Origin of the sequence: Streptomyces sp. SJL17-4 (genome assembly GCF_036826855.1) — a bacterium.
In the GTDB taxonomy this organism is placed as follows: Bacteria; Actinomycetota; Actinomycetes; order Streptomycetales; family Streptomycetaceae; genus Streptomyces.
Genome location: NZ_CP104578.1, coordinates 1,971,019 through 1,986,017 on the forward strand (window position 1 = coordinate 1,971,019; position 14,999 = coordinate 1,986,017).

Genomic DNA, 14,999 nt, shown 5'->3' on the forward strand with positions numbered 1-14,999 from the left:
GCCTCGCGCCCCAGGGCGTACGTGGACGGCCCCGGCACCTTCTCCAGGTGCCGGGGCCGTTCGCGTACCGCCGGACGCGCACTTCGCGGGGCGTCACCCTATGGAGCGCCAGCCCTCCAGGAGCAGACCCTCCGCCGAGGCCTTCTGGCGGGTGGTGATCGGCGCGCCCGAGCCGATCCGGGCCATCGCGACCAGGCGCCCGTCGAGCCCGCGGGTGAGGACGGCGGCGAGCTCGCCGTGCCGCTCCCCGGTCTCCGACCACTGGATGCCCTCGGTCTCCTGCTCGCTCGGGTAGGCGGCGAGGGCGAGCCGGCCGTCGGCGGACTGCTGGGCGAGGACCGTGCAGTCGAAGCCGTCGATGAGACAGCGGGTGGCGGCGAGCCGCCCGGTGCCGACGGCCTTGCCGAGCACCGTCGGCTCCAGGGAGCGCTCCGGCGACCAGGCGCGGACCTGTCCGTCCAGATCGAGGTAGAAGAGCGTGACGTGCCCCGAGGGGCCGGTCGTGGCCGCCAGAGTGCCCATGGTCACCGACGCCGGGAGCAGCTCCTCGCGGATCGGCTTGGCGCCGGACTCGCGCTGCACGTAACGGACGAGGCCCTTGGCGTGCGAGCTGTACAGCTCGACGAAGCCGGAGCCGTTGGTGACCGCGACCGGCGAGGGGTCGGTCTTGGACCCCATCAGGTCCCACCAGGGGTGCCAGCCGCCGGCGTCCTTCTGGGCCCGCACGCTCAGTCCGCCGCCGCCGTTGCGCATGAAGGCGTACACGCGGCCCTGGCCGTCCACCGCGACGGCGGGGTTGCCGGTCCACGGCCCCTTGCCGTTGGAGTGCCCGATCGAGCGCCATTCGAGGGCGGGGCGGCCGGTCTGGAACTGGACGCTGTGGACGAGCTCGACGTGGCCCTCTCCCCCGTCGGTGGGACGCAGGGCGACGAGGTGGACGTAGCGGTCGGCTCCCTGGCCGACGGCGAGGAAGGGGGTGAGTCCGCCGGCCGGTCCGGGGCCGCCGAGCGAGACGGGTCCGCTCCACGATCCGTCGGGCTGCTCGGTCCAGCGCACCACCTCTCCGTCCCTGGGCAGGTAGGCGCTGAACCGGCCCTCCGCCCCTCTGGTCAGCCAGGCGCCCTGGAGCAGGGGGCCGGTGGAGGAGCCGTGGGAAGGGGCGGTGGGGGCCTGGGATCGAATAGCCATGGGGGGATCCAGCACTCCGGTCGTCGGAAGGAGTTCGGGTACGAACCGACTGTAGTCGCCCTTCCGAACGGTCCCTTCCGCGCCTGCGGTATCGCCGCCCTACGGCCCGCTCAATACTTCGCTCCCTGGCCTTCGCGCCCGAGCCGGCTGTGACCGCGCCCGTACAGGAAGTACACGACGATGCCGATCGCCATCCAGACCGCGAACCGGAACCAGGTCTCGCCGGGCAGGTTGAGCATCAGCCAGAGCGAGGCGGCGATGGAGAGGATCGGCAGCGCGGGCACCCAGGGGGTGCGGAAGGCACGCGGCAGGTCGGGGCGGGTGCGGCGGAGCACGATGACGCCGAACGCGACGACGACGAAGGCGAAGAGGGTGCCGATGTTCACCAGGGTCGCGAGCTCGTTGATGCTGGTGAAGCCGGCGACGATGGCGATGATCACACCGAGCAGGATGGTCGGCCGGTACGGGGTCCGGAAGCGCGGGTGCGTCTTGGAGAAGAAGCGCGGCAGGAGGCCGTCGCGGCTCATCGCGAAGAACACCCGGGTCTGGCCGAGCAGCAGGATCAGACAGACCGTGGTGAGGCCGACGGCGGCGCCGAAGCTGATCACGCCCGCGTAGAAGGGATGCCCTGCCGCCTTGAAGGCGTCGGCGAGCGGGGCGCTCACGGACAGCTCCGAGTAGTGCTGCATGCCGGTGACGACCAGCGCGACGGCCACGTAGAGCACGGTGCAGATGAGGAGCGAGCCGAGGATGCCTCGGGGCATGTCCCGCTGGGGCAGCTTGGTCTCCTCGGCGGCGGTGGCCACCACGTCGAAGCCGATGAAGGCGAAGAACACGACCGAGGCGGCGGTGAAGATGCCCATGACGCCGAAGTTGGTCGGCTCGTAGCCGAAGATCGTCTGGACCAGCGGGGAGTCCCAGCTGGAGCCGCCGCCCTCGGGGGTGACGGCCGGCGGGATGAAGGGCGTGTAGTTGTCGCCGACGATGAAGAACAGACCGGCGACGATCACGATCATCACCACGGTCACCTTGATCGCCACGACGAGCGCGGTGATCCGGGCGGAGAGCTTCATGCCGAGGACGAGGACGACGGTCAGCACCAGGACGAGGATGAAGGCCAGGATGTCGAAGGTGCCGCCCGGCGCGTCAGGGCCTTGGAGCGCCGCCGGCAGATGCCAGTCGATGTTGTCCATGAGCGAGCGGACGTATCCCGACCAGCCGACGGCGACCACCGCCGTACCGAGGGCGAACTCCAGGACGAGGTCCCAGCCGATGATCCAGGCGGGCAGCTCGCCGATCGAGGCGTACGCGAAGGTGTACGCCGATCCCGCCACCGGCACCGTCGAGGCGAACTCGGCGTAGCACAGGGCGGCGAGGGCGCACACGATGCCGGCGGCGACGAAGGCGAGGGCCGTCGCCGGGCCGGCGTTCTCCTTGGCGACCTTGCCCGTGAGGACGAAGATGCCGGTGCCGATGATGACGCCGACGCCGAACACCGTCAGGTCCCAGGCGGAGAGGGACTTCCGGAGGGCGTGCTCCGGTTCCTCCGTGTCGCGGATCGACTGCTCGACCGTCTTGGTGCGGAAGATTCCGCTGTTGGCGCGTGGCTGCTGGTCCGTACTCACTCGTCGTACCTCCCTGCCATGGGGCTGCCCGCCCTCTGGTCAGAATGCACGCGAAAGGGCCGATCGGCACTCCGAAGAGTGAACCGATCGGCCCCTGGGTGACGCGGGGTGACGGTGACCGTCAGTCGCGGGCGGGCTCCACGGCCTGCGCGCTGCTCTCGAACCTGCCGTCGAGACGCGAGACCAGACCGGTGACCTGACGGGCGATGTCCGGGGCGGTCAGGCCGATCTCCGCCAGGACCTCGCCGCGGGAGGCGTGGTCCAGGAAGCGCGGCGGGATGCCGAAGTCGCGCAGCGGCACGTCCACCCCGGCGTCGCGGAGCGCCTGGGCGACGGCCGAGCCGACACCGCCGACGCGGCTGTTGTCCTCGACGGTGACGACGACCCGGTGGCGCTCGGCGAGCGGGGCGAGGGCCTCGTCGACGGGCTTGACCCAACGGGGGTCGACAACCGTGGTGGAGATGCCGTGGCGGTCGAGCAGGTCGGCGATCTCCAGGCACATCGGGGCGAGCGCCCCGACGGAGACCAGGAGGACGTCCGGCCGGTCGGAGCCGGGCTCGCGGAGCACGTCCATGCCGCCGACGCGGCGCAGGGCGGGTACGGCGGGGCCGACGGCGCCCTTGGAGAAGCGGACCACGGTGGGGGCGTCGGTGACCTCGACGGCCTCGCGCAGCTGGGCGCGGACCTGGTCGGCGTCGCGCGGGGCGGCGAGCCGCAGGCCGGGGACGACCTGGAGGATCGACATGTCCCACATGCCGTTGTGGGAGGCGCCGTCGGTGCCGGTGACGCCGGCCCGGTCCAGGACGAAGGTGACCCCGCATTTGTGCAGGGCCACGTCCATCAGGACCTGGTCGAAGGCGCGGTTGAGGAAGGTCGCGTAGACCGCGAAGACCGGGTGCAGGCCTCCGGTGGCGAGGCCGGCGGCGGAGACCGCGGCGTGCTGCTCGGCGATGCCGACGTCGAAGACCCGCTCGGGGAAGGCCTTGGCGAACTTGTCGAGACCGACGGGCTGGAGCATGGCCGCGGTGATGGCGACGATGTCCGCGCGCTCCTTGCCGAGCGCGACCATCTCCTCGGCGAAGACGCCGGTCCAGTCGGCGCCGGAGGAGGCGATGGGCAGGCCGGTGTCGGGGTGGATCTTGCCGACGGCGTGGAAGCGGTCGGCCTCGTCCTGGAGGGCCGGCTGGTAGCCGCGGCCCTTCTCGGTGAGGCAGTGGACGATCACGGGGCCGCCGAAGCGCTTGGCGCGCGTCAGGGCGGACTCCAGGGCCTCGATGTCGTGGCCGTCGATGGGGCCGACGTACTTGAGGCCGAGGTCCTCGAACATGCCCTGCGGGGCGATGAAGTCCTTGAGGCCCTTCTTGGCGCCGTGCAGGGTCTCGTAGAGCGGCTTCCCGACGACGGGGGTGCGCTCCAGGATGTCCTTGCCGCGGGCGAGGAAGCGCTCGTAGCCGTCGGTGGTGCGCAGGGTCGCCAGGTGGTTGGCGAGGCCGCCGATGGTGGGGGCGTAGGAGCGCTCGTTGTCGTTGACGACGATGACGAGCGGGCGGTCCTTGGCGGCGGCGATGTTGTTCAGCGCCTCCCAGGCCATGCCGCCGGTGAGGGCCCCGTCGCCGATGACGGCGACGACGTGGTCGTCCTTCTTGAGGACCTCGTTCGCCTTGGCGAGGCCGTCGGCCCAGCCGAGGACCGTGGAGGCGTGCGAGTTCTCGATGACGTCGTGCTCGGACTCGGCCTGCGAGGGGTAGCCGGAGAGGCCGCCCTTCATCTTGAGCTTCGAGAAGTCCTGGCGGCCCGTGAGCAGCTTGTGGACGTAGCTCTGGTGGCCGGTGTCCCAGAGGACCTTGTCCTTCGGGGAGTCGAACACGCGGTGCAGGGCGATGGTCAGCTCGACCACGCCGAGGTTGGGCCCGAGGTGCCCGCCGGTCTTGGAGACGGCGTCCACGAGGAACGTCCTGATCTCGTCGGCCAGCTGATCCAGCTGTTCCGGGGAGAGCCGGTCCAGATCTCGCGGTCCCCTGATACGGGTCAGCAATGCCACCCGTGCCTCCTTGCGTTTGAGCTGGTCGAGCTTGCCGATTTGTCGAGTCTAATGTTCCGTCTTGGATCGTGGGCATCGGGCCGGGGGGTGAGGCGTCACCCTCACGGCCTACATGTCGCTGATCTGTACGGCTCTGTACGGGCGCGTGTACTGCTCCGGACGCGCGGCAGCCCGGCGCCGGTTTCCCGGCGCCGGGCGGTGTGGCGAGCGTTACGCGCGCGTGGGCGTGGCCCTGGTGGCCCTAAGCCCGTCCGGCCGTCTTCTGCGTCTTGCGGGAGACCGAGTCGATGATCACGGCGATGAGCAGGACCGCTCCGGTGATCATGTACTGGATCGCGTTCGAGGACAGGTTCATCTGGTTGAGGCCCTGGACGATCGACTGGATGACCAGGATGCCGAGGAGCGCCGACCAGACCTTGCCGCGTCCGCCGAACAGGGACGTACCGCCGATGACCGCCGCGGCGATGCACATCATCAGCTGGTTGCCGCCACCGAGGGAGCGGTCGGCGCCGCCGGTCGCGGAGGCGAGGAACAGACCGCCGATCGCGCCCATCGTGCCGGAGATCATGAACACCGAGATCCGGATCCACGAGACGTTGATACCGGCGCGGCGGGCGGCCTCGATGCCACCGCCGACGGCGAAGACCTGACGGCCGTAGGTGGTGCGGCGGAGCACGAAGTCGGTGACGAGGAGGATCACCAGGAAGATCACCAGGGAGAGCGGCAGGCCCTGCTCCTGGTTGAAGCCGTACGCGGCGACGAGGACCAGGACCGCGAGGACGGCGGTGCGCAGGATGATCTCGCTCTGCGGGCGGTGCGGCAGCTCGGCGCCCTTGCGGCGGCGGGAGTCGCGCAGCTGGGCGAGATAGAACGCGGCGACGACGACCACGGCGAGGCCGTAGGCGGCGGCGACGTCGGAGAAGTAGTACTTGGTGAGGTCGCCGACGAAGCTGCCGATCGGGGTGGGGATGGTGGACCGGTCGCCCATCACCCAGGTCTGCAGACCGGCCCAGCCGAGGAAGCCGGCCAGGGTGACCACGAACGCGGGCACGCCGATCTTGGCGAAGACCAGACCGTGGAAGGCGCCGAGCAGGGTGCCGGACAGGATGCCGAGGAGGATCGCGAGGGAGTCCGGCATGTCGGTGCCGAGGACGCCCCAGACCGAGCCGGCCAGACCCGCCACGGAGCCGACCGCGAGGTCGATCTCGCCGAGCAGCAGCACGAAGACGATGCCGACGGCCATGATGCCGGGGCCGACCGCGTACAGCGTGATCTGGTCGAGGTTGTACGAGGTGATGAAGTTGCCGGTGAGCGCCTGGAAGACGATGCCGATGACGATCAGGCCGACGACGACGGGCAGCGAGCCGATCTCACCGGAGCGGATCTTGCGCTTGAACTCCGTGACGTAGCCCTTGAAGCCCTGCTCGCGCACGAGGAGGCGGGGGTCGACGGCGGGGATCGCGGCGGCGGCCGGAGCCTCGGTCACCGGGGCCGTCCCGTCGGGGGTACGGGGCTCGGGCACCGCTGCCTCTTCGCTCGCGGTGGGAGGGGTGTTGCTCACTTCGCTACCTCCGCGTTGCGGGCCTGACGGCGGGTCACGGCGTTGTCCGTGGCACCGGTGATCGCGGCGATGATCTCTTCGTGCGTGGTGGTGGCCACCGGGAAGGTGCCGTTGTTGCGGCCCAGGCGCAGCACGGCCACGGTGTCGGCGACGGCCTTCACATCGGCCATGTTGTGGCTGATGAGGATGACGCCGAGGCCCTGCTCGCGCAGCCGCTCGACCAGGTCGAGGACCTGGGCGGTCTGCTCGACGCCGAGGGCGGCGGTCGGCTCGTCGAGGATCACGATCTTGGGGTCGCCGACCAGGGCGCGCGCGATGGCGACGACCTGGCGCTGGCCGCCGGAGAGGGCGGCGACGGGGATGCGGACGCTGGGGATGCGGATCGAGAGCGTGGAGAGCAGGTCCTTGGCCCGCTTCTCCATGGCGACCTCGTCGAGGACGCTGCCCTTCTTGATCTCGCGGCCGAGGAACAGGTTGGCGACGACGTCGAGGTTGTCGCAGAGCGCGAGGTCCTGGTAGACGGTCGCGACACCGAGGTTCTGGGAGTCGTGCGGGCGCTGGATCTCGACCTGCTCGCCCTCCCACTCGATGACGCCCTCGTCGATCGGGTGCACGCCGGCGATCGTCTTGACCAGCGTGGACTTACCCGCTCCGTTGTCGCCGACGAGCGCGACGACCTCTCCTGCGTGGACTTCGAGATCGACACCGGAGAGGACCTGAACCGCTCCGAACCGCTTGAAGATCCCGCGCAACGCCAGCACGGGCGCCTGCGTCTGGGACACGTGAACCAACTCCTTCGCCGCCCGCGGGCGGCGGCATGTCGCGCCGCCGGTGCAGCGCCAAAGTTCGAGGGGGGCTGAGCTCGTCCGGCCCCCGGACCGACAGCGGGGTCTGGGTCGGCCGGGGGCCGGACGGGCAGGGGGACGGATCCGGTCGACGGGCACCTGGCGGTCGGCGGGGGGTTCACCCTCTGGCGGGTTTCACCCCCGGCGGGGCCGTTCACCCCGTGGCCGGGGCTTCGGCCTCTGTACGCGGGCCGGTGACGGGATCCGTGACGCCGGGCCCTCGGGGGCCCGGCGGGCTGGGCTCAGGGGTTACTTGATGCCCAGTTCCGTGCACTTGGCGGCCAGGTCCGAGGTGCAGAGGTCGGCGGCCTTGTAGATGCCGTCCTTGATCACCGTGGTCTGGATGTTGGTCTTGTCGACCACGACCGGCGGGAACAGCGTCGACGGCACACCGTCGGTCGCGCCCTGGGCTCCGAGCTCCTTGCCCTGGAGCAGGTTCACCGCGAACTTGGCGGCCTCGGGGGCCAGCTGGAGCGGCGACTTGTAGATGGTGAAGGTCTGCGAACCGGCGATGATGCGCTGGATGCCCGCGACCTCGGCGTCCTGGCCGCCCACCGGGATGCCCTTGATGCCGGCGTTCTCGAGGGAGGTGATGACGCCGCCGGCCATGCCGTCGTTGGCCGAGTAGACCGCGCCGATCTTGTCCTTGCCGACCGAGGAGATCGCGGCGGACATCTTCTCGCCGGCGATCTTCGGGTCCCACTCGCCGGAGGCCTCGTAGGCGATCTTGCCGACCTTGCCGTCGAGGGCGGTGTGGGCGCCCTTCTTGAAGAGACCGGCGTTCGGGTCCTTCTCGTCACCGTTGATCATCACGACGTTGGCGGAGGCGGCCTTGGCGCCGAGGGCGGCGAGGAGCGCCTGGCCCTGGAGCTCGCCGACCTTGTTGTTGTCGTGGCTGACGTAGGCGTCGGCGCCCTTGACGGCGCGGTCGTACGCGACGACCTTGACGCCCTTGGCCTTGGCCTCGGTGACCCAGCCCTCGGCCTTGGTCGCGTCGACCGGGTCGAGCGCGATGACCTTGATGCCGTCGGCGATCAGCTGGTCGAACTGCTGCTTCTGCTTGACGACGTCGGAGACCGCGTTGTTGTACACGACCTCGCAGTCGCCGCACGCGGCCTTGACGGCCTTCTCGAACTGGGGCTTGTCCAGGGCCTCGTAGCGCGAGGTCTTGTTCTCGGGAAGGAGCAGGCCGATCTTGGTCGAGCTGCCCTTGTCACCGCTGTCGTCGCCGCCGGCCTGGCCACAGGCGGCGAGCGAGAGGGCCATCGACACCGCGGCCGTGGCTATGACGGCGCGACGCGTCACTGCGTTCATTGGGGTTGCCTCCCTGACGAGGCCGCGACGTTGCGGCCGAGGTGGCACGAAGTCAACTCGGCCGTCACACCGACGTCAAGAAGTAAATCCTTAACGAGATGACAACGGTGGTGTTCGTTATCTAAGTGAACGCAAGGCGTGAGGCCGGAGCGGCCGTCGGCAGAGCACTCTCCAACAGGGTCGAATCGCCCATTTCACTCAGTACGAGGGCCAGCGCGCCGAGCACCTCGGCGCGGCCCCCCAGGGCCCCCTGGGCCAGCGAGAGCTGCCGGGCGGCACTGGGGATCGCGTACCGCGACACGGAGTCCCTGATGGGCGCCAGGACCAGCTCTCCGGCCTCCGCGAGGTCGCCCCCGAGCACCACCCGGCTCGGGTTCAGAAGGTTGCAGAGGTTGGCGATGCCGCTGCCGATGTGCCGCCCGACGTCGGCGATGACCCGGCGGCAGCCCGGGTCGCCCTCGCGGGCCAGCTGGACGACCCGTTCCATGGTCAGATCGGGGCCGTGGCTGGGCTGGAGCAGCGGCAGCACGTACCGGGCGGCCGTGAAGGTCTCCAGGCAGCCGCGGTTGCCGCAGCGGCAGACCGGGCCCGACTCGTCGAGCGTGATGTGCCCGATCTCGCCGGCGGTGCCGCCGGGGCCCCGGTAGACGCGTCCGTCGATGACGAGGCCGGCGCCGACGCCGCTCGCCACCTTGATGTACGCCAGGTCCTTGACGCCCCGCCCGCTGCCCCAGACCAGTTCGCCGAGGGCGCCGAGGTTGGCGTCGTTGTCGACGTGCACGGGGACGCCGAGGCGGCCGGAGAGCTCCTCGGCGGGGTTGATCCCGCTCCAGCCCGGCAGGATCGAGGTCGAGCCGAGGGTCCCGGAGGAGACGTCGATGGGGCCGGGGACACCGAGCCCGACGCCGATCACCTTGTCGGGGCCGATCCCGGTGGCCAGGATCAGCCGCTTGACCAGGTGCTCCGCCCGGTCGAAGCCCTCGGCGGCGGAGGCGTCCACGTCGAGCGGCTCCGCCTCCTCGGCGAGCACCTGGTGGGCGAGGTTGCCGACGGCGACCCGGAGGTGGGTGTGGCCGAAGTCCACGCCGATCACGATGCCGGCGTCACCGGAGAGCGAGACGCTGCGGGCCCGGCGGCCGCCCGCCGAGGTGGGCGTGACGTCGACGGTGCCGCCGTCCTTCAGCTCCCGGACGATGTTGGAGACCGTCGCGGCGGACAGTCCCGTCGCCCGGGCGATCTCCGCCTGGGTGAGCGAGCCGGCCATGCGCACCGCCCGGACGACCCGTTCGAGATTGGCCCTGTGCAGAGACGTCTGCGACCCCGGAGTCTCCATCGACTCACTCACTCCCACCGTTTTCTCCAACATGTGAACTCTAAGGGGACGCTTTCGGCTTGCTCCCCGTCAAGACCTTGAGTGGCGGAGGGTCTGTGTCACATGACGTCCACGGTCGGTTTCCCGACGTGTCACACAGCGCGCAGGGCCCCCGGCGCGGGTGCGCCGGGGGCCCTGGAGGCTGCGGGAGCGTGGGTTACTTCACGGCGCCGGCGGTCAGCCCGGCCACCACCTGCCGCTGGAAGATGATGTACGCGGCGAGCACCGGGAGCATCGCCATCACCAGACCGGCGAAGAGTCCTGACCAGTCGCCCTTGTAGCCCTGGCTCGTGGCGAGCTGGACCAGGCCCTGGGAGAGCACCTTCTGGTCCTGCTCGGTGTTGAGCACCGTGGGCAGCAGGTACTGGTTCCACTGGCCGAGGAAGTTGAAGATGCCGACGCTGATGAGGCCCGGCTTCGCCATCGGCAGCATCACCTGGAAGAAGGTCCTGGTGTGCGACGCGCCGTCCACGAAGGCCGCCTCCGCCACCGAGGTCGGCAGCGTGCGGAAGAAGGCCGTGAGGAAGAAGACGGTGAAGGGAAGCGAGTACGCGATGTAGACGAGGATCAGGCCGTGCGGGGTGTTGAGCAGGGCCATGTTCTGCATCACGTAGAAGAGCGGCACGAGCGCCAGGATGATCGGGAAGCTCATTCCTCCGATGAAGAGGAAGTAGATGAAGCGGTTCCCGGGGAAGTCGAAGCGGGCCAGCACGTACGCCGCCATCGAGCCGAGGAGCAGCGTGCCGACGAGCGAACCGCCGACGACCACGATCGTGTTCATGAAGTAGTCGCTCATGTGTGCCTGGGACCAGGCGCGCGACCAGTTCTCGAAGTGCAGGCTGTCGGGCAGCGACCACGGGGAGGTGAAGATCGCCCGGTCGGTCTTGAAGGAGGTCATGACCGCCCAGAGCAGCGGCATGACGACCATGATCGCCCAGATGATCAGGACGCCGTGCGAGAAGACGTTGAGGACCGCGCCCTCGCTCTTGGACTCCTTGCGAGGCGTGGGCGCCGCCGTCTTGGCGACCGCGGGCCCCGCGCCCCCCGAGGGGTCGGGGGACTCGACGCCGGGAGTGACAGTGTCGGTCGTCTTCATCAGAACTCCAGCCGCTCGCGCCGGCCCAGCTTCATCACGACGGCCGCGAAGGCCAGGGTGACGAGAAGGAGCGCGACACCGATGGTCGTTGCGTAGGCGGCCTGACCGTCCCGGAACGCCTTCTGGTACACGTACAGCGGAAGGACGACGGTGGAGTAGTCGGGCCCGCCGCCGTTGGGGCCGACGGTCATGATCTGGACGACGGCGAAGGACTCCGCGCCGAGCGCGAGGATGCCCATGTAGATCCAGCCGGACTGCACGGTGTCCCAGAGCAGCGGCAGGGTGATCTTGAAGAAGGTCGTGAAGCGGTTGGCGCCGTCGAGCAGCGCCGCCTCGTAGAAGTCCCTCGGAATGGACGCCATGCCGGCCGAGAAGAGGACGACGAAGAAGCCGACCGTGGACCAGACGAGAACCGCCATCACGCAGATGAGGGCGAGTTTCGGATCGCCCAGCCAGTCCGGCTGAATACTGCCGAGGCCCACGAGCTTCAGAGCGGAATTGATGGCTCCGCTATTCGGGTTGTAGGCGAACTGGAAGAGCAGCGCGACGATGGCGATCGACAGCACCTGCGGGAAGAAGTACACGATCTTGTAGAAGGCTGATCCGCGCACGCCGGCGATGGCCGCTCCGCGACGACGCCGACCGCCGACATTGAGCATGAACGCGAAGAACAGCGCGAGTCCGACGGTCACCAGCGGCAGCACCACCGCGAGGGTCAGACTGTGCTGGAGCGATTTCCAGAAGATCTCGTCGTCCAGCATTCTGCTGTAGTTGTCGAATCCGACGAACCCGAATTCGGGGCTCAGTCCGCTCCAGTCCGTGAGCGAGTAGTAGATGGACTGGATGAACGGCCAGATGACGAAGAGCGCGTAGAGCGCGAGGGGTGCCGCCAGGAACCCCACGATGAAACGGTACTTGCCGTGCTGCATTCCTACCGACCCCGATCTTCCCGCGGAGGCGCGCCGCGGGTGCCGCGCGCGAAGGGCCCGGGGCCCGCTCCCGGTCGGCGGGAAGGGGCCCCGGCACTGCTCACTGGTGCTTGTAGTGCTTGATCGAGGAGTCCTTGGCCGCTTCGTCGGCGAACTTCTGGATCTTCTTGATCGTCTCGGCCGGGGTCGCGCGGCCGGCCATCATCTCGCCGATGCCCGCGACACCGATCTTCTCCTTCTGGAGGGCGACGTACCAGTCCTGGAGGCGCGGGTTGACGACGTTCTGGCCGGCCTTCTCCAGGGCCGCGACACCCGACTTGAGGCCCGGCGTCAGCTCGATGCCGTCGGTGCCGCCGTTGAACGCGGAGAGGGACTTCACGGACTGCGTGAAGTTCTTGGACGAGGCCTCGCTGAGCATGATGCGCAGCTGCTCCATGCCGCCCTCGGGGTTGGCCGCCTTGGCCGGGACGATGAACGGCTCGCCGCCGGACGCCCACATGGTGCCGAAGGGCATCTTGTCGGAGGCGTCGATGCCGCTCGGGGCCGAGACGGCCAGGTCGAAGTCGGCCGGCATCGTCTTGGCCGCCTCGTTCTCGACCCAGGAGCCGTTCGGGATGAACAGCGCCTTGCCCTCGGTCCAGGCGGTCTGCGACTGGATGTGGTCGAGGCCGGGGGTGCCCTTGAGGATGTAGCCCTTGCGCTGGAGCTCGTAGTAGGCCTCGAAACAGGTCTTGACCGCGGGGTGCTCCCAGGCCTTCGGCTCCAGGTTGTCGATGGCGTCCAGGACCTCGCGGCCGCCGACCTTGCCGATCATCGGGTAGAGCGAGAAGGGCAGGTAGTACGGGTGCTTGCCCGCGTACGTCCAGCCCGCGATGCCCTTCTTCTTGGCCTTCTCGCAGACGGCCAGCATCTCGTCCCAGGTCTCGGGGTACTTCGCGTCGAGCGAGTCGAGCAGTTTCTGCGAGTACCAGACGCCGTAGACGGTGTACGCGTAGTAGAGGACCCAGACGGGGGCGCCGTCGAACTGGCCCATCTCGATGATGCCGGGCCGCAGGGTGTCGCGGACCTTCTTGTTCGGGTCGTCGACGGAGGCCGCGTCGAGGAGGGCGGTGAGGTCGGTCAGCTGCTTCTGGCCGACGAGGACGCCCATGTCCATCTGCTCGGCGCCGGAGTTGTCGATGAGGTCCGGCGGGTTGCCACCGTTGAAGCGCGGCTGGAGCTCGGTGGTGATCTTCTGGGTGGGCGTGAACTTGACCTTGGCCTTGGGGTAATTCGTCTCGTAGACCTTGATCGCGTCCTTGGCGTACTGCTGTCCGAATCCGCCGTCGAAGAGGACGAAATCGAGCGGTGCCGACTCGTTCACCCCGAGCGGGTTCTTGTCGGACTTCGTACCCTTCTCGACCTTGCCGTTTCCGTCGCCGCTGCTGCTCGCGCAGGCGGAGAGGAAGCCCATGGTCGGCACCGAAATCAGGCCGATCGCGGCGGAACGCTTGATCAGGTCGCGACGGCCAAGGCCCTCATTGGTCTGAGCGGAGGTGGATCCCATGCTCAAGTCCTCGCCTTCATTCAGGACTCAGGCGGTGTACCGGTCGCCCGTACTCACTCGCCACAGGCGAAGGGCCCCGCCACCGCGGTCATTTGCAGCCGGGTCGTGCAGGCGTCGGGCCGTCGTGTGATGGAACCGACTGGCTGGACGCCGACAGGTATAGTCCACTTCCCTTCGCCTGAGCAAGATCGAAAGCAGGTTTTGACGGCCATCTTTCCCGAGTTGAGACCTCCGGGATAAGCACGCTGGATCTGCGGCGTTTCGTCCAACCGTTGGCCCTGTAACACCCTTGACAGCACATCAGGCCTCCACCTATGGGAGGCCGTGTCGCAGCATGGGCGGGACCCCAACCGTACGGAGCGGGTGAGTGAAGGGGCAAAGGCGGACATACGTCCGTGATCGAAACAGTTGTGTCACAGACCCTCCACCAAGTGAAGATTCCATAAGGAGGATCCGGGATCATAGAGGTCTCGCCGGCGCCCGTCCTCGCGACGGAGGCGCGGCGAACCTGCCTGGTTTCCTATGCGTTTGGAGTAATACGTGGCGAAGTCTTCTCGCCTGAACCGCACGGGCGTTCTGTCCCGTGTGACGGTCGCGGCGATAACGGCGGCTCTGGTCGGCACGACGACGGCGGCCGCGGCCGCCGACGCGCCGAAGCCCACCATCGCCGGCGTCGAGCAGGCGTCCGGCGCAAGCGCCTTCTCGGCCGAGTCGGCCGCCGCCGCCGCTCCGGTGAACTACCTGAACGGCGTCAACAGCGCCGGCATCATCTGGCGTTACGAGCCGGTCGGTGGTGGCGCCATCCAGCGCCTCAACACCCAGTCCGGCTCGGGCTGGAACTACGACAAGCACTTCTCGCAGGCCGACATGGACGGCAACGGCTCCGCCAACGGCATGTACACCGTCAACCGCGGCAACCTGACCTACACCGCGTTCGGCGGCTCGCCCCGCTTCATCGGTGGCGGCTGGGGCATCTACAACGAGGTCTTCTCGGCCGCCAACACCGGTGGTGGCGTGGCCGACGACGTCCTCGCCCGCGACAGCTCCGGTGTGCTGTGGCACTACCTGGGCAACGGCAACGGCTCGCTGACCCAGCGCTACCGCATCGGCTCCGGCTGGAACGCCTACACCCAGATCGCCGGCAAGGGCGACGTCTCCGGCGACGGCCGGCCCGACATCGTCGCCCGCGACCGTTCCGGCGTGCTGTGGCTGTACAAGGGCACCGGCAACTACCGGTCGCCCTTCACCACCCGCAGCCGCATCGGGAGTGGCTGGAACTCCTACAACGCCATCGCCTCCTCGGGTGACCTGAACTTCGACGGCAAGGCGGACCTCGTCGCCCGCGACAGCGCCGGCGCGCTGTGGCTGTACAAGGGCCGTGGCAGCTCCACGACCCCGTACACCGGCCGCGTGAAGATCGGCACGTCCGGCTGGAACGGCTTCCGCGAGCTCTTCTAGTCGCCTTGGCGCAACGCAAGGGCC

The 14,999-nt window shown here is 69.0% G+C and carries 11 protein-coding genes; 1 reads left to right on the plus strand and 10 read right to left on the minus strand.

All coding sequences use genetic code 11. The annotated features are described in order from the left end of the window. Positions 1-93 precede the first annotated feature (93 nt). From N5875_RS08715 to ngcE, 10 genes are all read right to left on the minus strand, one after another. Positions 94-1,188, minus strand: coding sequence for a hypothetical protein (locus N5875_RS08715; RefSeq protein ID WP_338492754.1), 1,095 nt, complete (start codon positions 1,186-1,188; stop codon positions 94-96). Positions 1,189-1,298: 110 nt separating this feature from the next. After that, positions 1,299-2,813: an amino acid permease gene (locus tag N5875_RS08720; RefSeq protein ID WP_318212097.1), complete on the minus strand. Its 1,515-nt coding sequence runs from the start codon at positions 2,811-2,813 to the stop codon at positions 1,299-1,301. A gap of 121 nt (positions 2,814-2,934) precedes the next feature. Then, positions 2,935-4,854 carry a 1-deoxy-D-xylulose-5-phosphate synthase gene (dxs, locus tag N5875_RS08725; RefSeq protein WP_318212098.1) on the minus strand — a complete coding sequence of 640 codons (1,920 nt, stop codon included), beginning with the start codon at positions 4,852-4,854 and terminating at the stop codon, positions 2,935-2,937. Between the two features lie 241 nt (positions 4,855-5,095). Continuing rightward, a complete protein-coding gene (locus tag N5875_RS08730) occupies positions 5,096-6,376 on the minus strand; it encodes a sugar ABC transporter permease (RefSeq protein ID WP_338499121.1) in 1,281 nt (426 codons plus the stop codon). A gap of 35 nt (positions 6,377-6,411) precedes the next feature. Beyond that, a complete protein-coding gene (locus N5875_RS08735; protein WP_318212100.1) occupies positions 6,412-7,206 on the minus strand; it encodes an ATP-binding cassette domain-containing protein in 795 nt (264 codons plus the stop codon). 303 nt (positions 7,207-7,509) lie between these two features. Continuing rightward, positions 7,510-8,574, minus strand: coding sequence for a substrate-binding domain-containing protein (locus tag N5875_RS08740; RefSeq protein WP_318212101.1), 1,065 nt, complete (start codon positions 8,572-8,574; stop codon positions 7,510-7,512). 121 nt (positions 8,575-8,695) lie between these two features. Continuing rightward, positions 8,696-9,907: an ROK family transcriptional regulator gene (locus N5875_RS08745; protein WP_318212102.1), complete on the minus strand. Its 1,212-nt coding sequence runs from the start codon at positions 9,905-9,907 to the stop codon at positions 8,696-8,698. Positions 9,908-10,103: 196 nt separating this feature from the next. Further along, positions 10,104-11,042 (minus strand): carbohydrate ABC transporter permease, encoded by a 939-nt coding sequence (locus tag N5875_RS08750; RefSeq protein ID WP_318212103.1) that lies wholly within the window; start codon positions 11,040-11,042, stop codon positions 10,104-10,106. After that, complete coding sequence (locus N5875_RS08755) at positions 11,042-11,971, minus strand: sugar ABC transporter permease (RefSeq protein ID WP_209497352.1); 930 nt, start codon at positions 11,969-11,971, stop codon at positions 11,042-11,044. The genes N5875_RS08750 and N5875_RS08755 overlap by 1 nt, the downstream gene beginning before the upstream one ends. Positions 11,972-12,071: 100 nt before the next feature. After that, positions 12,072-13,517 carry an N-acetylglucosamine/diacetylchitobiose ABC transporter substrate-binding protein gene (gene ngcE, locus N5875_RS08760; protein WP_318212104.1) on the minus strand — a complete coding sequence of 482 codons (1,446 nt, stop codon included), beginning with the start codon at positions 13,515-13,517 and terminating at the stop codon, positions 12,072-12,074. 540 nt (positions 13,518-14,057) lie between these two features. Here ngcE and N5875_RS08765 point away from each other — a divergent pair. Then, the gene (locus N5875_RS08765; protein WP_318212105.1) at positions 14,058-14,975 is read left to right on the plus strand and encodes a VCBS repeat-containing protein; all 918 of its coding nucleotides are present in this window, start codon (positions 14,058-14,060) and stop codon (positions 14,973-14,975) included. Positions 14,976-14,999: the final 24 nt, after the last annotated feature.

Coding starts and splice junctions, on each gene's coding strand:
- ngcE (WP_318212104.1), bottom strand. CDS start 13,517: ATGGGATCCACCTCCGCTCAGACCAATGAGGGCCTTGGCCGTCGCGAC.
- N5875_RS08715 (WP_338492754.1), bottom strand. CDS start 1,188: ATGGCTATTCGATCCCAGGCCCCCACCGCCCCTTCCCACGGCTCCTCC.
- N5875_RS08755 (WP_209497352.1), bottom strand. CDS start 11,971: ATGCAGCACGGCAAGTACCGTTTCATCGTGGGGTTCCTGGCGGCACCC.
- N5875_RS08745 (WP_318212102.1), bottom strand. CDS start 9,907: ATGGAGACTCCGGGGTCGCAGACGTCTCTGCACAGGGCCAATCTCGAA.
- N5875_RS08750 (WP_318212103.1), bottom strand. CDS start 11,042: ATGAAGACGACCGACACTGTCACTCCCGGCGTCGAGTCCCCCGACCCC.
- N5875_RS08740 (WP_318212101.1), bottom strand. CDS start 8,574: ATGAACGCAGTGACGCGTCGCGCCGTCATAGCCACGGCCGCGGTGTCG.